This window comes from Corynebacterium sp. HMSC065D07, assembly GCF_001810695.1.
In the GTDB taxonomy this organism is placed as follows: domain Bacteria; phylum Actinomycetota; class Actinomycetes; order Mycobacteriales; family Mycobacteriaceae; genus Corynebacterium; species Corynebacterium hesseae.
Genome location: NZ_KV802470.1, coordinates 81300 through 102648 on the forward strand (window position 1 = coordinate 81300; position 21349 = coordinate 102648).

General features: G+C 62.6%; 16 protein-coding genes and 1 tRNA gene. 4 read left to right on the plus strand and 13 right to left on the minus strand.

Annotated elements, in window-relative coordinates:
- Positions 1–46: 46 nt before the first annotated feature.
- Positions 47–120 (plus strand) — tRNA-Arg (locus HMPREF2760_RS08800).
- Positions 121–322: 202 nt separating this feature from the next.
- Here HMPREF2760_RS08800 and HMPREF2760_RS08805 read toward each other — a convergent pair.
- The 8 genes from HMPREF2760_RS08805 to HMPREF2760_RS08840 form a co-directional block, all read right to left on the minus strand.
- The gene (locus HMPREF2760_RS08805) at positions 323–763 is read right to left on the minus strand and encodes a hypothetical protein (protein ID WP_070597092.1); all 441 of its coding nucleotides are present in this window, start codon (positions 761–763) and stop codon (positions 323–325) included.
- A 308-nt stretch (positions 764–1071) separates the two neighbouring features.
- A complete protein-coding gene (locus tag HMPREF2760_RS08810) occupies positions 1072–1278 on the minus strand; it encodes a hypothetical protein (protein ID WP_154737117.1) in 207 nt (68 codons plus the stop codon).
- A 182-nt stretch (positions 1279–1460) separates the two neighbouring features.
- Positions 1461–1754 (minus strand): molecular chaperone GrpE, encoded by a 294-nt coding sequence (locus HMPREF2760_RS08815; protein WP_070597093.1) that lies wholly within the window; start codon positions 1752–1754, stop codon positions 1461–1463.
- 66 nt (positions 1755–1820) lie between these two features.
- Positions 1821–2330 (minus strand): MarR family winged helix-turn-helix transcriptional regulator, encoded by a 510-nt coding sequence (locus tag HMPREF2760_RS08820; RefSeq protein ID WP_070597094.1) that lies wholly within the window; start codon positions 2328–2330, stop codon positions 1821–1823.
- Between the two features lie 24 nt (positions 2331–2354).
- Positions 2355–4928, minus strand: a complete 2574-nt coding sequence (locus tag HMPREF2760_RS08825; protein ID WP_070597095.1) for an AAA family ATPase — start codon at positions 4926–4928, stop codon at positions 2355–2357.
- 2 nt (positions 4929–4930) lie between these two features.
- Positions 4931–6055, minus strand: a complete 1125-nt coding sequence (locus tag HMPREF2760_RS08830; RefSeq protein ID WP_070597096.1) for a metallophosphoesterase family protein — start codon at positions 6053–6055, stop codon at positions 4931–4933.
- Positions 6056–6117: 62 nt separating this feature from the next.
- Positions 6118–6951: an SWIM zinc finger family protein gene (locus HMPREF2760_RS08835; RefSeq protein ID WP_070597097.1), complete on the minus strand. Its 834-nt coding sequence runs from the start codon at positions 6949–6951 to the stop codon at positions 6118–6120.
- Entirely contained in the window at positions 6952–10038 is a 3087-nt protein-coding gene (locus HMPREF2760_RS08840; protein WP_070597098.1) for a DEAD/DEAH box helicase, read from the minus strand.
- Positions 10039–10281: 243 nt separating this feature from the next.
- Between HMPREF2760_RS08840 and putP the strand changes: the two genes are divergently transcribed.
- The 3 genes from putP (at position 10282) to HMPREF2760_RS08855 (ending at position 13190) form a co-directional block, all read left to right on the plus strand.
- Positions 10282–11844, plus strand: a complete 1563-nt coding sequence (gene putP / locus HMPREF2760_RS08845) for a sodium/proline symporter PutP (protein ID WP_070597099.1) — start codon at positions 10282–10284, stop codon at positions 11842–11844.
- A gap of 312 nt (positions 11845–12156) precedes the next feature.
- On the plus strand, positions 12157–12699 hold the full coding sequence (locus tag HMPREF2760_RS08850) for an HNH endonuclease family protein (RefSeq protein ID WP_070597100.1): 543 nt from the start codon (positions 12157–12159) through the stop codon (positions 12697–12699).
- 47 nt (positions 12700–12746) lie between these two features.
- Positions 12747–13190: a DUF2269 domain-containing protein gene (locus HMPREF2760_RS08855; protein WP_070597101.1), complete on the plus strand. Its 444-nt coding sequence runs from the start codon at positions 12747–12749 to the stop codon at positions 13188–13190.
- A gap of 112 nt (positions 13191–13302) precedes the next feature.
- On the opposite strand, the gene HMPREF2760_RS08860 is transcribed toward HMPREF2760_RS08855, so the two are convergent.
- From HMPREF2760_RS08860 to HMPREF2760_RS08880, 5 genes are all read right to left on the minus strand, one after another.
- A complete protein-coding gene (locus HMPREF2760_RS08860) occupies positions 13303–15315 on the minus strand; it encodes a DEAD/DEAH box helicase (protein ID WP_070597102.1) in 2013 nt (670 codons plus the stop codon).
- 287 nt (positions 15316–15602) lie between these two features.
- A complete protein-coding gene (hutI, locus tag HMPREF2760_RS08865) occupies positions 15603–16781 on the minus strand; it encodes an imidazolonepropionase (protein WP_070597103.1) in 1179 nt (392 codons plus the stop codon).
- Positions 16782–16802: 21 nt separating this feature from the next.
- Positions 16803–18479, minus strand: coding sequence for a urocanate hydratase (locus HMPREF2760_RS08870; protein WP_070531219.1), 1677 nt, complete (start codon positions 18477–18479; stop codon positions 16803–16805).
- 387 nt (positions 18480–18866) lie between these two features.
- Entirely contained in the window at positions 18867–20420 is a 1554-nt protein-coding gene (hutH, locus tag HMPREF2760_RS08875) for a histidine ammonia-lyase (protein WP_070597104.1), read from the minus strand.
- A 182-nt stretch (positions 20421–20602) separates the two neighbouring features.
- A complete protein-coding gene (locus HMPREF2760_RS08880) occupies positions 20603–21331 on the minus strand; it encodes an IclR family transcriptional regulator (protein WP_070597105.1) in 729 nt (242 codons plus the stop codon).
- Positions 21332–21349: the final 18 nt, after the last annotated feature.

A 21349-nucleotide genomic window follows, 5' to 3' on the forward strand; every position in this document is an offset into this window, starting at 1 on the left:
CAGTCTTTATAGGTTAGAATCGCATCGTTGGCATTTCGCCAGCAATGCCCTTGTAGCTCAGCGGATTAGAGCATCGGTTTCCGGTACCGAAGGTCGCAGGTTCGATCCCTGTCAGGGGCACTTTTTCATGCCCACCTATCGCGAATCGGCCAGTACGCCCCGGCCCACCTTTCACGACGCCACGTTTGCGGGTGGGCGGCTTGGCGCATTTTGCATCTCCCCAGACCTGAAACCCGCAACCTGCAGGTGGGCGTCGTCAAGCGCCCTCCGGCACCAAACCACTCACTTGGAAGTTTCGGGATCGAGGTCTGGGGATATGGAACTAGTGCAAGCGCGCCTTAATATCCGCAACCACTTCTTCCGGGTTCTTCGCCGAAGCAATGAGAGAACTCCGACCCCATTCAATGCGCACCGTCGGCCCAGAGACGATATAGGCTGGTGCGCCATCGACGATGCGCGGGCCCGCACCTTCTTTAAGCCCCGTCTCAGGACCGATACTCACCCCGGTGATCTCGCGCAGGGGAATTCTCTTTGTGAAGACGCCAAAGACGGACACCGCAACCTCGCCATCGTTGACGGCGATCTTCACCCGCATCAGCAGGCAGGCCACGGTTGCAATGATGACTAGGGCACCAAATAGGATTGCTGCCCACGTGGAATCAATCATCGTGGGCACCACCGCTGCCACGACGGCAAGGCCAACGACTATTCCCATCCACAGGAGCGGACCGTTGAGATAGCGAATGTAGATGCGAGAGTCCATGGAGTTCAGGCTATCGGATTAGCGCTCTCTCGGACGAATACGCCCTTCGCGCTCACCGAAAGGACGGGCGGCGGCTGATCAAGGAACGACGGTGAGCGCGAAGGGTGTAGGAGTCATCATGCCTCGAGACATCGCACTCGGAGATTAATTCTCAGGCTTAGCAGTGGCTCAAGCCGCCTGATGGATCCACGTCACGAGTTAGAGAGATGAGCCTGGTAATAAAGAGGAGGCCCCAGCAGACAAATCTGCTGGGGCTTAAAGTCAAGCTGTTCTCCCCCTGCCAGGCGGCAGCGAGGGAGCGAACCAGGTTACTGGGTGATGTACTGGTTGACGATCGGCTGGGTGATGTCCAAGGTGCCGTGCTCGATGTAGTACATGCCGAACATCATGGCGCCCAGCATCACCACGGAGAGAAGCATGGAGGGAATCCACTGAACGAAGACGGATACCCAGCCGTCAGCCTTGTCACGTGCAGCTGCTTCGCGCTGTTCCTGAGCCAAATCGCGCTCGACCATTATGTTTTGTCCTTTCACTTAGCTCCCCTAGCCAGATGGCGCTCTCGCTCAAGCTGCCTCTGAAAAGCGCGGGGATGCTCGCCCTTTAACACAGAGTATCTTAGCAGTTTAAACAGAGCCGCCCGTAGTTAAACCCAGTAAATCTAGCCGCCATCCACCTTTAGTATGACACCGACTGTGGGTTAGACCCCAGGGTCTTCGTTGTTGTTGAGCGCTTCGACGAATCCCTCGCGGTCTTGGAACATACGCTCAATGTCCTCATCCGCGCCGATAATCCACAGCTGCGAGGCGTCATCGAAGGTCAGCGCGCCCTCCGGGTGCTGCTCGAGGGCCGCCTCAAGCGCGGTGGCTTGTTCCTCGGAGAGCTCATCCAGATCATCGACCGGGCCGACTTGAGCGCTGAGCTCTTTCAGCGGAGTAATGTCGTACGTAGCGTACTGGCGCTCGGGATGCTCAAACAGTTCTTGTCCCATCATGGTGCGGACAGATCACCTCCAGGTGAGTAAACGGTCGAAAACTAACACTACCCGTACGAAGCACAACTAGTCGGTGTGAATACCCAAGCGCTCATCCGGCACGAAGCCGTCATATCCTGGAAGGTTGCTTTCTGAAAGGACGCCCTCGCAGAAACGCAGGACCGCCGGAGCGTCGGCAGGATCGAGGTGATCAAAAACCATGCGGCGCACGGACTCGACGTGCTCAGGTACCGCCGCCTCTAGACGCTCCCGGCCGGACTTCGTCATGACGACCTCCACGCCACGCGCATCGCCCGCACACTTTTCCTTGCGCACCAAACCCCGTTTTTCCATGCGGGTGATTTGGTGGGAGGCGCGGGAGCGGTCCCACTCCAACTCCGTGCATAATTCGCGCAGGCGCCGCGTGTGCTCGGGTGCTTCCGAAAGAGAAACAAGCACCGAAAACTCCGCGGCCGAGATATCGCCGCAGGCCAACAGGGTTTCCTCCATACCGCGATTGATCTTGCGAATGCTAGCTAGAATGTGGCGCCACAGGTCCTGTTCGCTTTCGGTGAGCCATCGAGTGTCCGCTGTCATGGCTCATACCCTACACTCCGGGACTTAAGCCCTTGTAAGCTTCTCCATATCTAGCTCCATTCGCCCAGGCACCCAGGAGTAGCGCTGCGGCATACAGGTCAGCACGATGACCTGAGTGTTTTTCCCGGCCTTACTGAACAGCGCCGCCATGAGCTGAAGGCGCTGGGAGTCCGTGGAACCCAACGCATCATCGATCAAAACAGGCACCGGTTCATCGGAGACCAGCTGGGCTATGGCGAAGCGCGTCAGGATGCTCAACTGCTCTTTGGCACCACCCGAGAGCGCGTCGAAGGACACGGTCTCCCCATCGCGGCTGCGAGCTTCGACCTTGAGCTCTTCCGACAGCTCGAAGTCCACATCCCCGCCGAAGACTGTTCGCGCCAAGCTATTGAGCGCTGTGACAAACGGCGCGGCATAGCGCTGGCGTGCGGCGTCACGGTGGCGCAGCATGAGAGTGCGCAGGTAACGCGCAGCGTTCGCACGGCGCTCGATAGCGGCGTGGCGCTCACGAGCAACCTCGAGCTCGGCGGCGGCTTTCTCCGCATCCTCAGCCGCACCGGAATGCATATCGATGAGTCCTCGGAACTCGCGCATGTCACCGACTGCGGCATTCACCGCTGCCTTCAGGGAGTCCACGTGTGTACGCGCTCCCTTGGCAAGATGCTCGGCGGTGTCCACGTCCACCGCGGACATCTCCGCCAGCACTGCTCTTTCCTCCTGCAGCTTGGCCTGTGCTGCCTCGATAGCCGTGGTCACGTCGGCATCACTGAGTTGAGCACGGGCGGCCTCCACGGCTGCGGCCTTGGCATCGCGCTGCGCGGTTGCCTCCTCCGCGCGCACGGTGGCTACCTCTAATGCCGCGCCAGCCTTGTTCTCACGGTAGGGTGCCACAGCGCGGTCGAGTTCATCGAGCTTCCTGCGTAGCTCCTCTTCCTCCTGCTCCACCACGTCCAGCTCTCGCGGTTCCGCGGCCTCCTCAGCGCCCTCGACGTCCTCAGCCTCTTCTGCGCCGGCCTCAAAACGCGCACGCAGTTCACCGAGGTCCTCCCCTCCCAACGCAGCAGCCAGTTCGCGCGCCGCGGAATCCGCGGCGGATGCGAGTTCGGTGTGTTTCTCGTGAGCGGCACGGGCCGACTCGAGGTCTTCGCACCCGGCATCCTCCAGCAGGCGCGCGAGCTCAGCGCGAGCCTTCTCCACGCCTTCCTCACCGCTTTCGCCGGCACCTGCGGCATAGCGGGCGGTGACCTCGCCTACCTGAAGGGTCGTGCCCTCACGCAACTCGACTGCAAGTTCTTCACCGCTCTCCAGAGAGCGTTCCTCGCCATCGACGGCGACGGAGCCCTTCCCGGAAAAGTACAGCTTGGCAGCAGCCGCCGCTCGCAGGCGCTCCTGGACAGTGACCTCACGAGCCGCCTCTTCCAGTGCTTTCAAGTTTGGCACGTCTGGAGCGGCAGCCAGCTCACGACGGCGCGACGCCAAGGTCTCTTCCAGCTTGGTCAAGGCTTCGAGGCGGGTGCCCAAGGCCTCGCGTTCTGCGCGCCGCTGCGCGCGGCGGGCGCGCTGGCGCTCCTCGCGCACGGCCTCGTAGCGCTCATGAACCTCGGCGCGTTCTTCTTCCAGCTTCGTGCGGGCGGCGGACTCTTCCTCGGCGCGCTCGCGGGCTTCGCTAACAGCAGTTGCAGCACGCTCGGCCGCTTCAACCGCTGCGGAGTGCTCAGCAATCACAGCCTTGCGCCGCGCCGATTCCTCCTCCGCGCGCGTCACAGCTTCCGCTGCCCGGGTCACTGCTGCCTCCTGCGCGGTGACCTTCTCCTGGGCGGCCCGGGCGGCGACTAGTTCGCCGTCACGGCGCTCGCACTCTTCTACGGCCTCCGGCAAAGCCGCTTCGGCCTCGGACTTCTTCAGCTCGGCGGCTTCATAGCGCTCCACCACGCCGTCGAGCTCACGGAGCGCAGACTCAGCGTTCGCGTGCTCCTCCTCCGCCTCTGACAGCGCGGCGATTGCGGCCTTATAGTCTCCCGCCGGCTTATCCGTCTTCGCGGTGAAATACTCCTTGTACTCCGCCTCGATGCGCGTGAGCAGCTCGGAGTCTTCCGCCACGGCATTCGCCCCGGTCTGCTCCTCTAGCGCCGCAGTAAGGGAAGGAATGCCCACGGCGGCGATGCCCTCGTGGCTATCGTCTTGGCGGACGAAGAGGGCGTCGACAAGCGCGCGGTCCATATGTTCACTGAGAATGCGCTCGAGCTCCCCATCCGCTTCCGCACCGGTCCACTGGCCCGGGCGCGGGGAGAACACATGCAGCTCCGAGGTGCGCTTCTTCACCCACCGCTTGTGGATGCGGAAATGATAGGGCCCCACGGTGGCCTCCAGCGTGACCTCTGGACCCACATCGCGGCCGGCGGGCTGCAGCGCCCTCACCGCCTTAGAGTTGGCGGTGTGTTTTTGCGTCAGCACAAAATCAATAGACTCCACCAATGTGGATTTGCCAGCCTCATTCGGCCCGCCGATGACCACCACACCGGTTTCTGGAAGGTCCTTGACCTCCAGGTGATCCACGCCCCGGACATTATTGAGTTCAACAGAATGTAGCTGCATCATGATTAAGCTCCCTTCGCGCTGAGGCGGAACAGCAGGTTGGCGGCGTCGCGGGCGGTGGGATCATCTAAGTCCTCAAGCAGCTCCGCCAGGGCATCCGCGGCATAACCGCTCAAACTCAACTCGCTGAGCTCCTCTTCGGAGGGCGCCAGATGCAGGTCCATGGTTCTCTCGCGCGGCTTGAGGGAGGCAAAGACCTCCTCCAGCTCCGCCAGCCCCTGCTCCAGACGAGCCTGCGCGCTCAAACCCACGGTGCCACGCAGGCTGTATTTCACCGCGGTACGAATCTTCTCCGGCACGGCCTCGAGCTCCGCAAGGAAGCTTTCGACCTCCTCGAGTGAGTCAACGTCCGCATCAATCGCCCGGAAGTCCCAGCGACCGACGCGGTGCTTGGCGACGTCCACCCGCTCCCCCTCAACGGTCACCACCAAGGCATTGCCCGAATCGCGCTCCCTATCGTCGAAGGCCGTAGTCTCCGGGCTGCCGGAGAACCACACCTTGCCGGTACGGCCCAGCGATTCCGTGGAGTGCGTATCCCCCAAGGCCAGATAATCAATAACGCCTTTATCCAGGCACTCCTCCACGAAGGAGAGGTCGATAGTATCAGCGTCCGAGTCCTCGCCCTCGCCCGCGCGGGACTCCACCTGGCCATGCCCCACCGCGATGCGAACCGTGCCCTCATCGGCAGGCTGCAGCGGCTCCAGCGCGCGGCGCACCAGGTCATAATTAGCCCGCTTGGACAGGTAGGGAGCGCCGACGATTTCCACGCCTGGGCGCACCTCGATGGGCTCTGAATCCGCGATGACGTGCACGTTATCCGCAAAGGAGTTGAAGAAGATGGAATCCGCCACGAGAGGATCGTGGTTGCCGGGCAGCAGGTAGACCGGCACCGGCAGGCGCTTGAACATGTCCTTGGCACGCAGCAGCGTGGATTTGTTCAAGGAGTTGTGCTCAAACACATCACCGGCCACGACGATGAACTCCGCCCCTGTCTCGGTGGCCAACTCCCCTAGCCGCAGGACCGCTGCTTCGCGGTCATCATCAAAGCGCGACTGCGCGGCGGGACTTAAAAACCAGCGTGTCATTCCCAGCTGGAAATCTGAGGTGTGGATGAACGTAACCGCGGCCATGCAAACTCCCTACAACGTGGTCCAGGGCTGGCGCTTGAGCCTCTCCCCTGGGGTGGCAATGTCTAGTGCGTCAGATGATAGTAAAGGTCCTCGACATCGGAGACGGCCCGAAGCAAATCTATGTTCGTATGGCTGACAGACCTCATGGCCTTGCGCAGCAACTCCGGGTCGGAATCATCGACAGCGGGAGCGGTCTTCGGCTCCGGCAGGGGCGGGAGTTCTCGCCCCTCCCAGAACAAGGCATTGCGCTCCTCGGCAGAGATTTCAGAGGCCGCGGAAGCGGAATAAGAGTCCTCCGAGGCCGCCTTGGCCTGCTCCATGACCGCTTGCTCCAGCCGCGCAAAATCGAGGCCACGCAGGGCGAAGATAACGGACGGGTCAGCGTCCATGCGCGCGGCCAGTCGGTCCGCCACCGCCACGACGTGCTTGCACACGTACTCCGGGTCGGGGCAGGTGCAAGAGAAACGGAGGTCGTCGGGGTATTCGGCGATGAGGATGTCGAGGGAGGCGTCGGCAAGCATGCCCTCCCTAGCCTTCGCCACGGAGTTGGGGGTGCGCGCGAACATCTCCGACAGCCGCCCGATGTCCTCGTTGTTGCGGTAAGGCACCTGGATGAGCACCGCGAAAGGTTCGTTCTGAGAGCCCGCGACTTTGCCGTGCACAGCACCATTGCGCACATCGAGGCCCACGACATGCCCCTCGGTGGCGTACTGGCGCCCGCGGCGAATGCGGCCGGAATCCGTCTGCTGGTTCACGAAATTGAGCAGGCGCGTGGCCGCCGGCTGCATGGTGCGCACGCGGTCAACGCGGTTGACCTCCTCCGGCGTGCTCACGCGCTTGCGGGTGCCGAAGTTGGCGTAGATGACGTTATTGTCCTCAGGATTCTTCGGTGCCATTTACTTCTCCTGCTCCCTATAGCTCATGAGATCCGCCAGCTGCTCAGGGCTCAGTTCGGTGAGCCAGCCCTCGCCCTCGCCCACGACGGCACCGGCCAACTGTGTCTTGCCGTCGAGGATGTCCTGGATGGATTCCTCCAAGGTACCGGCGGTAATCATCTTGTACACCTGCACGTTGCGCTGCTGGCCGATGCGGAAGGCGCGGTCCGTGGCTTGGTTCTCCACCGCCGGATTCCACCAGCGGTCCATGTGCACGACAATCGACGCCGCCGTGAGGTTCAGCCCCGTACCACCCGCCTTGAGCGAGAGCAGCATGACGGGCGCGCCGTTATCGGCCTGGAATTCCTCCACCATCTGATCGCGCCGGTTCTTGCTGACCCCGCCATGGAGGAAGGGAATCTCGCAGCCCAGTTGTTCAGAGAGGTAGGGCTGGAGAACGTCGCCGAAGGCCTTGTACTGGGTGAAGATCAGAACGCGCTCCTGAGATTCGATGGCCTGGTCGATGATCCGCATGAGCTCCTCCACCTTGCCGGAGCGGTGCTTGCCCTTGATGGTGACGGGGCTACCATCGGCCAAGAAGTGCGCCGGGTGGTTGCAGATCTGCTTGATGCGCGTCAGTGATGCCAGGATGAGGCCGCGGCGCGAGATGCCCTCCTTCTTCTTCGCCAGGGCCTGCTCCACGTCATTGACCAGGGCCTTGTAGAGTGCTGCCTGTTCATCGGTCATGCGCACGGTGATGATCTGTTCGGACTTTTCCGGCAGGTCATCGATGATATTCGGATCCGTCTTAAGGCGGCGCAGGATGAACGGACCGGTGAGAAGGCGCAGGCGCTCCGCCATAACATCGCTGCCCTCGCGCTCGATGGCCTTGGCAAAGTGGTTGCGGAAGAAGGAGGCCGAACCCAAGATGCCCGGGTTGCAATAGTCCAGGATGGAGCGCATCTCTGAGAGGCGGTTCTCAATCGGCGTGCCGGTCAGCGCTACGCGGTGACGTGACGGGATGGCGCGCACTGCCTTGGAGGAGCGCGTGGAGGCGTTCTTGATCGCTTGAGCCTCATCGAGGACCACGCGGTCCCACTCCACCTTGCTCAATGTGAGGAAGTCACGGCTCACCGTGCCATAGGAGGTAATGACGATATCGGCCTCCTGAGCTGCGCTGACCAATTCCTCGCCCTTCAGGCGCCCAGTGCCGTGTTGCACCATGACCTTAAAGTCCGGTACGAAGCGCGTAGCTTCCCTAGCCCAGTTGCCCACCACGGAGGTCGGCGCGACGACGAGGGTGGGCTTCCAGGCTTCAGCCTCCCCATCTTCCTTGTCCGGCGCGTCCTCGTGGGCAGCCTTTTCCACCGCCAGCAAAGACAGCAGCTGCAGGGTCTTGCCCAAACCCATGTCATCTGCCAGCACCGCGCCGATGTTGTTGCGGGACATCCAGTACAGCCAGTCGACGCCTCGGCGCTGGTACTCGCGCAGCTCGGCATGGACCGTATCGGGGATCTCCACGCGGTCAGGTGCCGTACTATCCAGCCCGCCGAGCAGCGAGGTATGCCACTCGGATCCGGTGAAGGCCACGGGGTCCTCCGCCATGGACTTCAAGGCCATCTCGCGCAGGTCTGCAAGCGTTACCGCTTCTTCTTGCTCACCCTCATTGAATTCCTTGCGGCGGCGCTCCACCTCGGCCACCAATTCTTCCCAGCCGGGCTGTTCCAGCTGGCGCGCCATCTCTGCGGTAGCGGCGAGTTGCTCCAACTCCTTCAGGGCGCGCTTTCGTGCGGTATCGGCCAACTCGCGCATGTACTGCGAGATCTTGTTCAAGGCCTGGGTATCCGCCATGACCCACTCGCCGCGCAAACGAATCAGCCCGGACTTAGAAGTGATGAGCTCTTGCATTTCGGCGTCGGTAAGCTGCGTGTCACCCACCGAGAGCTTCCAGTCATAGCTGAACAGCTTCTCCATACCAATGTGCGCCTTGGTGGCAGCATCGGCCGGATCACGGACCTCCGTGGTTTCCAGCTTGGCCTTGGTCTCCATATGGGACCAAGACTTGGGCAGCAGCACGGTGAAACCGGCCTTGCGCAGGGCAGCGGCGTCGTGGGTAACAAAATCGACGAGCTGCTCGGTGGTCAGGTAGACGTCCCAGTCCCCCGCATTCCGGCTCGCCGGGGCGGAGTTGTACTTCAGCCGCGGAGCCACGTCGAAGGCATGGCGGCGGGCCTCACGCAGCTTCTCGACGCTCCCCCGATCCAACTGGTCCTGCCGCACCGGCAGCGGCGAATCCGTACCGGAGCGCACCAGCAGGCGAATGGGCCACGCTGCATCCTCGACGGAGTCAGTACTATTTGGCGGCTCCTCCACGAGGAAGACGAGCTGCAGGTCAACGGAGGTAATGGAATCTTTCCACTCATTGAGCCCACGCAGCAGCTGGGCGCGCCCCTTCTTGACCGGCGCGGTTTTCAGCAAGGCCTGCGCGAATTCATGCCAGGGCGCGGCGCGTGGGGCATCGATCTGCGGGCGCAATTGGGTATAGGCAATCCAGTGCGTAAGCTCATCGGCCAAATCATCCGAAAGCGCCCGGTTATTAATGGAGAGGATGCCGGGCGCAGAAGCCAGCATTTCCGCCAGCCAGCTGCGCTCGCCCAGACCGGATGCCAGCTGCCACATCGGGTACCACTCGCCTGCTTGATAGGACAGGCGGATGGTCACGCGGCCGGCGCGGACGAAACGGTACAGGCCGCGATAGGCGCGGATGAGCCACAGGAGGTCCGGCGCAATAGCTGCACGCTGTTCCGCCGAAACCGCCTGGCTGTCTGTATCGAGGTATTCCAGTTTGGCCAGCGTCTCCACTGCCTCATCCGGGGCGAACATCGCCATGGGCACCATGAGGGAGACATCTTTGCCCTTCGGTGTGCGGAGGGAGACGCGCGCTCGGTTGCGGAAGGTCTTCTTGCTCAGGATGGTATCAACCACATCCGGAAAGGTTCCCTCCGGGACTGCTGAGGGCATGACGATCTTGTGCCCTTCGACCTGTTCGATCCATAGACTCAGGCCGGAGACGGGCAGCCAGAGGCCATGCAGCAGGTAAGAAGCCATAGGGGCCAGTTTAGCAGCACACCTTTGTGGGGAAAGGGTTGCAGAAAGTTCCCGATTCCTGCCCAAATACGCAATTGTTACAGTCTCGTTACATAACGGCGTAACACCAGTAAGACCGTGCATTAATCTGTGACCAAGGTAACCAAATACTGGTCAACCAGCCAATTTTCAGTTGGGTTGGAGCATTTGCCTCGTTAGCGTGGGTGAGTCCTATTCTTTAATCTCAATCTCAAGGAGAGATCAGTGCAAGACTCCACTTGGTATGTCGTTGCGATGATCATCTACCTGCTTGCCATGGCCGCCATCGGCTTCTGGAGCTACAAGCAGACGGATGAGTACGACGACTACGTTCTCGCCGGCCGCGGCCTTCACCCGTTCGTAGCCGCCCTATCCGCCGGCGCCTCCGATATGTCCGGCTGGCTGCTTATGGGCCTGCCGGGCGCTTTGTTCCTGACCGGCATGTCCGAGCTATGGATGGCCATCGGCCTCCTCATCGGTGCTTGGGCCAACTGGAAGTGGGTCGCGCCGCGTCTGCGTTCCTACTCCGAAATCGCCGGCAATTCGATTACTGTTCCCTCCTTCTTTGAAAACCGCCTCCACGATAAGTCGCGCTTGCTGCGCATTATCGCGGCGGCGATCATCATCTTCTTCTTCACCTTCTATGTCTCTTCCGGCATGGTGGCCGGCGGCCGCTACTTCGAGTCCAGCTTCGGTGGCGACTACCTGGTCGGCATGCTCGTCGTGGCTGCCGTGACGGTCTTCTACACCTTCGTCGGCGGTTTCCTCGCGGTGTCCTACACCGATACCGTCCAGGGCCTGCTCATGTTCGCCTCTCTCATCATCGTGCCGATCATGGTGCTCTTCTCCTTGGACAACCCGGGCGAGATTTTCAGCTTCGCCGCTGAGAACCCGTACGCCACCGGTGGTGTAATTGAGAACCCTGACTACTTCTCCTTGTTCTCTGGTGTGTCTGCCGCCGTCATCATCGGCAACCTGGCCTGGGGCTTGGGCTACTTTGGCCAGCCGCACATCATCGTGCGCTTCATGGCGCTGCGTAAGCCTTCCGACGCCCGCGCAGGCCGCTTCTACGGTGTCAGCTGGATGGGTATCTCCCTCATCGGTGCTATTTTCGTCGCGCTCTCCGGCACGGTCTTCTTCACTGAGACCAGCCACTCCATTACTGACCAGGAGAACTACGAGACCATCTTCCTGGACATGGCACAGGTTATGTTCCACCCGCTCTTCGCAGGTCTGGTCCTGACCGCCGTTCTGGCGGCCATCATGTCCACCATGTCCTCCCAGATGCTGGTTGTTTCCACCTCCCTGATTGAGGACCTTTACCTCATCTTCGCCAAGAAAAAGCCGAGCCAGAACGTCCTGATCAACCTGTCCCGCACCGCCGTCGTGGCCATCGCCGTCATCGCTGCTGTGCTGGCCATTAACCCGTCGGATTCGATTCTGGGCCTGGTTGGCTTCGCTTGGGCCGGCTTCGGTTCCGCCTTCGGTCCGCTGGTGCTGCTGTCGCTGTACTGGAAGCGACTCAACTCCACCGGCGCCATCGCCGGCATGCTCACCGGTGCCATCGTGGCCATCGGCTGGGGCATGAGCCCGCTGGGCGATACCCTCTACGAGCTGGTACCTGGCTTCATCTCCGCTCTGCTCGTGACTGTCGGCGTTTCCCTGGCCACCAAGGCTCCGGATGAGAAGGTCACCCAGGAGTTCGAGGAGGCATCCCGCCTGGCCAAGCTCGTTGAGAAGAACGATGACTTGGACTTCGAGGAGGCTGCGGAGCAGGTTCAGAAGTAGGCCTCTCCCCCTCTCCCCTCACGCGCGAACCCCGCTCCAGCAGTCCAGTTACTGCTGTGGCGGGGTTTCGCTTGTGATTGGATCGGATGGCTCTACATGGTCGCTACTCAAAAGGCATTTCCCAAAAGGTGCCTTTGCTTCGAGAACGCCGTGTCCGAGCCTCTAAAAGGTGTCTTTGCCCCCCCAAAGAAACCTTCTTACTAATGCCTTCTGGGAAGTGCCTTTTGACTGCATCCATGTAGCCCCTCTGCGCACTCACAGGCTTCCTGCTCATACGGGAACCGCGAACACCCCCGCGCAGTCTAAAAGTGCATGAACCTGCGCACGGTCTATATAGGCTTCCTCTCCGTGGCAACCGTTGTCTACGGCGGCTATCACCTCCTCCCCGGACCTGATCTGGGCGTGGCAACCGTGCCCGCGCGCGTGGAGGTCCCCGGCTATAAACGGGAAGACTTCGGCGGATGGGCACCTGGAACACGGGACAACGTCAAGGCCGCGCAGACTATCGACGGGGCCCTCTACGATCCCTATGCCCGCGCGCCCGCGCCGGACCGCGTGGAAGTTGACCACGTCTTCCCGCTCGCGGCGGCCTGGGACCTTGGGGCATCAGTTTGGCCGCCGGATAAAAAGATGGCCTTTGCTAACGATCCGCTCAACCTCGTCGCCACCGCCCGCAACCTCAACCAGGCCAAGTCCGATTCTCTGCCGGCCGATTGGCTCCCGCCCGCCGACCGTTGCGACTACTCGCAGCGGCTTGCCGCAGTGGCCCGCAAATACCAACTACCGCTGCCCTCCCGCGACTACGTGGTCATGCGCCACCAGTGTCGATTCGATTTCATCTCACCGCGCCGTTAGACTCTCGCAGGGAAAAGCCCCGTACAGAAAGGTATAAGCACCCTCCCATGACTAGCTTGCTCATCTTCCTCCACGCCTTCGCCGCTATCTTGTTGGTCGGTACCGTGTGCATCTCCACCTCCGCCTTCCCCGGTCAGCTGGCAAAGGCGGCCTCCGGTGATGCTTCTGCAGCTGGTGCCGCCGGTGTCCTCAACAAGATCACCTCGACGTATGGCTATATCTCCGCTATTGTTCCGGTCATTGGTCTAGCTGTCTTCCTTACTGACCTCAATACCTACAAGTCCCAGGTCCAGTTCCACATCGCTCTTCTTCTGGCCGTCATCGCCTGGGTTATCCTGCTCGTCGTGGTCATCCCGAAGCAGAACCAGGCCATGTCCGCGATTGCTGCCCCAGGCAGCGCCGATGTTGCCAAGCTAAAGAAGCAGCTGGCTATGTTCTCCGGCATCTTCAACCTGCTGTGGGTTGTGTGCGCCATCCTGATGTACGTCTAATCCTTCCGGTTTAGGCCCCAATAGCGAAAACCTCCCAAGCTCGCACGATGCGTGAACGAGTTTGGGAGGTTTTCTTGTGTTGCTCTAACGCCGCTGCGGCGCCGAGCGGAGGCTAGTCGCGCCAGCCGCCGCGGCGTCCACCACGATCACGGCCGCGTCCACCGCGGTCACGGTCACGGTATCCGCCACGATCACCGCGTCCACCACGTCCGCGCCCGCCGTAACCGCCGCGGCCGCGGTCATCGTCGAAGTTCCGGCGCGGTGGGCGTCCGGTATCCTTCTGGATCTTGATGAGCTGGCCAGAAATGCGGGTGTCCTTGAGACGGTCCAGCACTGCGGGGTCCAGGTTCTTCGGCAGGTCCACCAGGGTGTGCCCCACGGCGATGGTGATGCGGCCGAAGTCCTTGGAGGTCAGGCCACCTTCGTTGGCCAACGCACCCACGATGGCGCCGGGGCGCACGCCTTGGCGCTTGCCGACGTCCAGCCGGTACGTCTCAAAGTCCCCGTCCGGGCGGCGCGGGCCGCGGTCACGGCCCCTATCGCGGTCACGGCCACCACGATCACGGTCGCGGTCACGCCCGCGGCCATCGCGCTCAAAGCGATCGCGCTCGCGGCGGTCCTTCTTGGACACCGGGCGCTCCTTGATCAGGAAGTCCGTTCCGCCCTGCAGCTGCACAGCCAGGGAGGCCGCGATGTCATCCATCGCCACGTTCTCTGCCGCGGAGTATTCGCGCACCATGTCACGGAAGAAGTCGAACTGCTTGTCTTGCTGGGAGGCGCCGATGGCCGCGAAGAACTTCTCCTTGCGCTTGGCATTGACCTCATCCGCGGTCGGGAGATCCATCTCCTCCAGGCGGGCGTTGGTCACGCGCTCGATGGAGCGCAGCATGCGGCGCTCACGCGGGGTGACGAAGAGGATGGCCTCGCCAGTGCGGCCAGCACGGCCGGTACGGCCAATGCGGTGCACATAGGACTCGGTGTCATTCGGGATGTCGTAGTTGACCACGTGAGTAATGCGGTCGACGTCGAGGCCGCGGGCAGCAACGTCGGTAGCCACCAGGATGTCCAGGCGGCCATCCTTGAGCTGATCGACGGTACGCTCACGCTGCTGCTGCGCGATATCGCCGTTGATGGCAGCGGCGTTGTAGCCGGCCTCCTTGAGGCTGTCGGCCACGTCTTCGGTCGCATGCTTCGTGCGGCAGAAGACGATGATGGCGTCATAGTCAATGACCTCGAGGATGCGCGTGAAGGCATCCATCTTATGGCGGTGCGGCGTCAGGAGGAAGCGCTGCGTGATGTTGTCGTTGGTGCGGCGCTCCGACTTCACCGTGATTTCGGCAGGGTTGTTGAGGTACTGCTTGGACAGGCGGCGGATGGAGTTCGGCATCGTGGCCGAGAAGAGTGCGACCTGCTTGTCCTCCGGGGTGTCCTCAAGAATGCGCTCAACGTCTTCCTGGAAGCCCATGTTGAGCATCTCGTCTGCCTCATCGAGGACGAGGAAGCGCAACTGGGAGATATCCAGGGAGCCCTTCTCCAGGTGGTCGATGACACGGCCCGGGGTACCCACAATGATCTGGGCACCACGGCGCAGACCAGAGAGCTGGATGCCATAAGCCTGGCCACCGTAAATAGGCAGAACTTCGATGCGACCCAAGTGGTCGGCGAAGGACTGGAAGGAGTCCGCAACCTGGAGAGCCAGCTCGCGCGTGGGCGCAAGGACAAGGGCCTGCGGATAGCGAGCCTCGGTATCGATCTGGGAGAGAACCGGCAGCGCAAAGGCTGCGGTCTTACCCGTACCCGTTTGGGCGAGGCCGACGACGTCGCGGCCCTCCATGAGGATCGGGATGGTTTCTTCCTGAATCGGGGATGGCTTGGTAAAGCCCACCTTGGACACGGCTTCCTGAACGTCATCGGGAAGGCCGAGGTGTGCAAAACCCTGGGAGTTGTCGTTGGCTGAAGCTTCTTCAGCGCCGGTGTCCTCAGGGTTATTCGCAGCCCCGGTGTCATGGTTCGACACCTGCGAAGCGTCCAATGCTTCGCCACCTTGCGAGTTTTCCTGAGATTCCGACTTATTGAATTCTTCCGGCTCGTTGACGCCGCCGGTGGCGTTATCGGTAATGCTCATTGCTCAAACCAGAGTACGGCACTGAGGTGAGATTAGCTATTTCTCCCCACGACCTGTCTCTTCCCGACGCGGCACCCCGGCACCTCGAACTTCAGCCAAGGCCCTTTAACTCAGCCCCATTTGACCCAGCCCTTTGAATCACACTTAGTCCCCGTCCGCGAAGGCCCGAAAAGACCGAAGATACCAAACCCAAAGGCACCATTTGCGGCTTCCGAAATCTAAAACCCCACGTCAATACATGTCGGTTTCTTTATAAGGTGCCCCTCAAATGGTGCCTTTGCCCCGGCCTAGACTTCGCAGCCACCCACGAAGGTCTTCCAGGTCATCGGCATGCCCGGGCGGTAGGCCAGGTGGATAGCGCTCGGGGCATCGAGGACATGGAGGTCCGCGGCAGCACCGACCACCAGCGAGCCCTTGGCCGGACGGCCCTGCGCATCCTTGCCCTCGCCAACATTCTGGCGGCGCAGCGCGGTGGCACCGCCCAGCGTGCCGGCGGCAATCGCCTCATCGAGCGTAAGGTGCTGCTGAAGCACGGCCGTGGTCACGCAAAAGTTCATCGAGGACGTGTACGAGGTGCCCGGGTTGAGGTTGGAGGCGATGGCGACGGTCGCGCCGGCGTCGATAAGCTTGCGTCCCGGCGCCAGCGGCTCACGCGTGGACAGGTCGCAGGCAGGCAGCAAGGTGGCCACCGTATCCGAAGACGCCAGTGCCTCAACATCGGCATCACTGAGGTAGTTGACGTGGTCCACGGAGGCAGCACCCAGCTCCACCGCGAGTGCTACGCCTGGCCCCTCGCCCAGCTGGTTGCCGTGCACGCGCACGCCCAATCCGCGGGCCTTACCGGCCTCGAGCACGCGGCGCGACTGATCCTCGTCGAATGCACCGCGCTCGCAGAAGACGTCAATCCACTGCACGTGCTCGGCCACCCCATCGAGCATGGGGCCGACCACCTCGTCGAGGTAGGTCTCGGCCTCTGCTCCCGGCGGCACGAGGTGCGCGCCAAGGAAGGTCACGTCATCGACGTGGCGGGCCGCCACGCGAGCGGCCTCAACCTCGGAGGCGGTGTTGAGGCCGTAGCCGGTCTTGGTCTCCAGGGTCGTCGTTCCCCCGCGGCGGGCGGCGGCGATGCGCTCCACCAAGAGCTTTTCCAGGCGCTCCTCCCCCGCCGAACGGGTCGCATCCATGGTCACGGCGATGCCGCCGGCCTGGTAAGACTCGCCCGCCATGCGGGCTTCGAACTCGGCGGAGCGGTCGCCGTCGAAGATCATGTGGGTATGGGAATCCACCCAGCCCGGCAGAACTGCGCGGCCGCCAAGGTCGACCTTCTCGTCCGCGGCTGGCGCCTCGGACGCCGATCCGATCCAGGCAATGGTGCCGTCGGTGTTGGCGATGAGGGAGGCGTCGGCAAGCGTGCCTGCCTCCGACACCGTGCGCAGCTCTGAGATTCCAGTAAACAGGGTGGACATGATCTTCTTTTCCTCTCGTGTCTAGTCGCGGGCCTTGAATTCCATCGGGATACGCACGCCGCGCTCGTCGGCGACTTCCTTGGCGCGAGTGTAACCGGAATCCACGTGGCGGATAACGCCCATGCCCGGGTCGTTGGTGAGCACCGCGCGCAGCTTGGCGGCGGCCAGCTCGGTGCCATCGGCCACGGTGACCTGCCCCGCGTGGATGGAGCGGCCCATACCTACGCCACCGCCGTGGTGGATGGACACCCAGGTGGCACCGGAAGACACAGCGGTCATGGCGTTGAGCAGCGGCCAGTCAGCCACAGCATCGGTGCCATCGAGCATGGCCTCGGTCTCGCGGTACGGGGAGGCCACGGAGCCGGAGTCCAGGTGATCGCGACCGATGACGATCGGGGCCTTGATCTTGCCTTCCTTGACTAGGTCATTGAAGAGCAAGCCAGCCTTGTGGCGCTCGTTGTAGCCCAGCCAGCAAATACGCGCCGGCAGGCCCTCGAACTCCACGTACTCCTCAGCGGCATCAAGCCAGTTGTGCAGGTGCTCGTTGTCCGGGAAGAGCTCCTTAAGCGCCTGGTCGGTTACCTTGATGTCCTCTGGGTCGCCGGAGAGCGCTGCCCAGCGGAAGGGGCCCAAGCCCTCGCAGAAGAGCGGGCGGATGTAGGCAGGGACGAAGCCCGGGAACTCGAAGGCGCGCTGGTAGCCGGCCTTGCGGGCCTCATCGCGGATGGAGTTGCCGTAGTCGAAGACCTCGGCGCCCTCGTCCTGGAATTCCACCATGGCCTGAACCTGGGCGGCCATGGCCTCGCGGGCCTTCTTCGTGAAGGTGGTCGGATCCGCCTTGGCCTCGTTGTGCCAATCCTCGACGGTGATTTCGGTGGGCAGGTAGCTCAGCGGGTCGTGCGCGGAGGTCTGGTCCGTAACGATGTCCACGGTGAACTCGCCCGCACGCTGGCGGCGCAGCACCTCCGGGAAGACCTCGGCGGCATTGCCCACCAGACCCACGGACAGAGGCTTCTTGTTCTCCTTGGCGTCGAGCACCAGCTTGAGGGCCTCGTCCAGGTCGGTGACGACCTCATCGAGGTAGCGCTTGGACTGGCGGCGCTTCAGGCGGGTCTCATCAACATCGACGATGAGGCAAGCGCCGCCATTGAGAGTGACGGACAGCGGCTGTGCGCCGCCCATGCCGCCGCAGCCACCGGTCAGGGTAAAGGTGCCGGCAAGCGTTCCGTTGAAGCGCTTCTTGGCCACGGCCGCGAAGGTCTCAAAAGTGCCTTGCAGGATGCCCTGGGTAGCGATGTAAATCCAGGAACCGGCCGTCATTTGGCCGTACATCATGAGGCCCTCATCCTCGAGCTTGCGGAAGTGCTCCCAATTGGCCCAGTCGCCGACCAGGTTGGAGTTCGCAATGAGCACGCGCGGTGCCCACTCGTTGGTCTTCCAAATACCCACCGGCTTGCCGGACTGCACCAGCAGGGTCTCATCGGATTCGAGGTCCTTGAGGGACTCCACGATGGCATCGAAGGCTTCCCAGCTGCGGGCGGCACGGCCGGTGCCACCGTAGACCACGAGGTCCTCGGGGCGCTCGGCAACCTCGGGGTCGAGGTTGTTCATGAGCATGCGCAGCGGGGCTTCGGTCTGCCAAGACTTGGCGTTCAGTTCGGTTCCGCGCGGGGCGCGTACTTCGCGGGGTTCAGACATGACTTCCTTTCGCTCGTGCTTTTCGACGCCTTCCCAAGCCCCAGGCCGGTTTCCCGGGGCTGTCCCTAGAGGCTTGGTCGGCGTCACACAGGACAAGTTACTGTGACGCAGCACCATGAGCCAGGACACTTTTGGCCTAGCTGTCTCAGATACAAGACTGTCGCACGACCAGTACTGCAGCGGCGCGCTGCCCGCCTCCGCCACATTCAGCTGCCCTGCAGCGGCCCCGCATCAACCAACCCAATGGCTCCATACCTCCACCCAACCCAAAAGTGCAGACCTGGAAGTGTATTCATGCAGCGTCTGTACTTCCAGGTCTGCACTTTTGAAATCAAGGGCGGACGAGAAAGCCCCATGGACCGCGTGGACCATGGGGCTGGGGTGGAGTTAGCGCAGCGTGCCGACGGCCCCCTCTACCGCAGCCACCAGCGCACCTTCCTTGACCAGGCGCACGGTCTCCTCAATCTCTGGGGAGAGGTAGCGGTCGGTGCCCGGACCCTGCACGGTCTGGCGCAGAGTGTCAATGACCGCGCCAGTACCCTTGGCCGGCTTGCCCTCACGCATATCAATAGCGCGGGCGGCGGTGAGAATTTCGATGGCGAGGACGCGCTGCAGTCCGTCGACTGCCTTGCGCAGCTTGCGCGCGCCCGACCAGCCCATAGAAACGTGGTCTTCCTGCATCGCCGAAGACGGGATGGAATCCGCCGAGGACGGGTTGGCCAGGCGCTTGAGCTCAGAGACGATGCCCGCCTGCGCATACTGCGCAATCATGTGGCCGGAGTCCACGCCCGGGTCATCGGCCAGGAAGGCGTTAAGGCCGCGGTTGCGGGCAACATCGAGGAAGCGATCGGTGCGACGTTCAGAAATAGAGGCCAGGTCAGCCACCACGATGGCCAGGAAGTCCAGCGCGTAGGCCACCGGCGCGCCGTGGAAGTTGCCGTTGGAAACCACGCGCCCATCCTTGGCCACAACCGGGTTGTCGACGGCCGCGGCAAGCTCCCGCTCCGCAACCAAGGCGGTGTGCGCTAAAGTATCGCGGAAACCGCCGGCTACCTGCGGGGCGCAGCGTACGGAGTAGGCGTCCTGGACCTGCTTCTTCTTGAAGTCCTCGAGGGCAGCCGCGAGAATCTCCGACCCCTCTGCAACCTGCAGGATATTGGCTGCGGCATCCGCCTGGCCCGGGTGTGGGCGCAGCTGCTGCAGGTCATCGGCGAATACCACAAGCGTGCCCAGCAGGCCTTCCACTGTCATTGCGGTAGCGATATCCGCGGTCTTGGCCAGTTCTCGCAGATCTGTAATAGCCAGGCACAGCTGGCCCAGCATGCCATCGGTGCCGTTAATTAGCGCCAAGCCTTCCTTCTCCCGCAGCTTGAGCGGCTCAATGCCCGCAGCAGACAGGGCCTCGGCGGCCGGGGTGATATCACCGCCGTCGACGCGCACCTCGCCCTCACCCAACAGCGCCAGCGCGCAGTGCGCGAGCGGAGCCAAGTCGCCGGAGCAGCCCAAGGAGCCGTACTCGCGGACCACCGGGTGGATGTTGGCGTTGAGCACCGCGGCATAGGTCTGTGCCACCACCGGGCGCACACCGGTCCGGCCAGTACACAGGGTGGACAGGCGCAGCAACATGAGCGCGCGGACAACCTCTTGCTCAACCTCCGGGCCCGTGCCCGCCGCATGCGAGCGCACCAGCGAAAGCTGCAGCTGCGCGCGCATCTCCTCCGGAATGTGACGGCGGGCCAGGGCGCCGAAGCCGGTGGAAATGCCATAGACCGGAGTCGGGTCCTGCGCCAGCTCCTCGACGCGCTCGCGTGTGGAGGCGATTTCCTCAAGCGCATCCTGGGAAATCTCTACCGGCGCGCCATAGCGCGCAACGGCCACGACCTCCTCGATGCTCAGCGCCCCGATTCCCACGGTCACGGTGGAGGGATAAGAATTAGACATGTAAGGCTCCTTTAACGTCGCCGCGTTGCCCGCACCTCACCCACCAGCGGGGAGAAAAGGCACGCGAAAATACGTACTTGCTTTCACAAGAATAGAAAAATGGTGATACGCGCGACAGCCTTACGCGTTGCGCTCATAGTACAACAGGCTCCCCGGCGCGCCAATACCCCGCGCACTACGTTTTAACGGCGCCCGTACATCCTCTTTGCCACCTGCTGTGCTGCCGCGTGCAGTTGTTGTGCGACGTCGGTGGCGTCGGCAGTGCCCACCGGGAAAGTCACCGCCAGCGCCGCTGCCGGCCTGCCCACGTGGTCAACCACCGCCACGCCTACCGACGCCTGCCCGCGCGCCACCACCTCAACCTCTTCGGCCCAACCGCGCTCGCGTACGTGGCGCAGGATTTCCTTGTATTCCCCAAAGCCTAAGGAACCGGGGAAGAATGCCGCCTTCCATTCTGCTTCCGGAAGCAGCGCTAACATCGCCCGCCCCGAGGCCGTACGCTGTGCCTGCAGCCGCACTCCCCTCTCCGTGACCAGTGACAGCGCCCCCGGCGCGCGAACCTCGTTGAGGTAGAGGATCTCCGATCCCGCCAAGCGCGACAGGTGCCCCGAGCCGCCCACGCTGCTGGCGATGCGTTCAAGGTGCCCCTGCGTTGCCTTCACGAGGGGCTGCTGCGTGGCATAAGCCGCGGCCATGGAATAGGCGGCGAGCCCCAAGCCATAGGTTTGGTTCTCCGGCAGGTGCACCACGAATCCCGCGTCCACCATTTCCTTGAGCAGGTGGTAGGTGGACGAGCGCGGCAGGTTCAGCTCACTGCGAATGCGCGCGGCGGAAATCGGCACGTCGATGGTGGACAGCAGCCGGAGGATCTCCAGCGCGTTGCGCGCCGCCGGGACTCGGGAGGTACTCATGGGCCCACATTCTAGTGA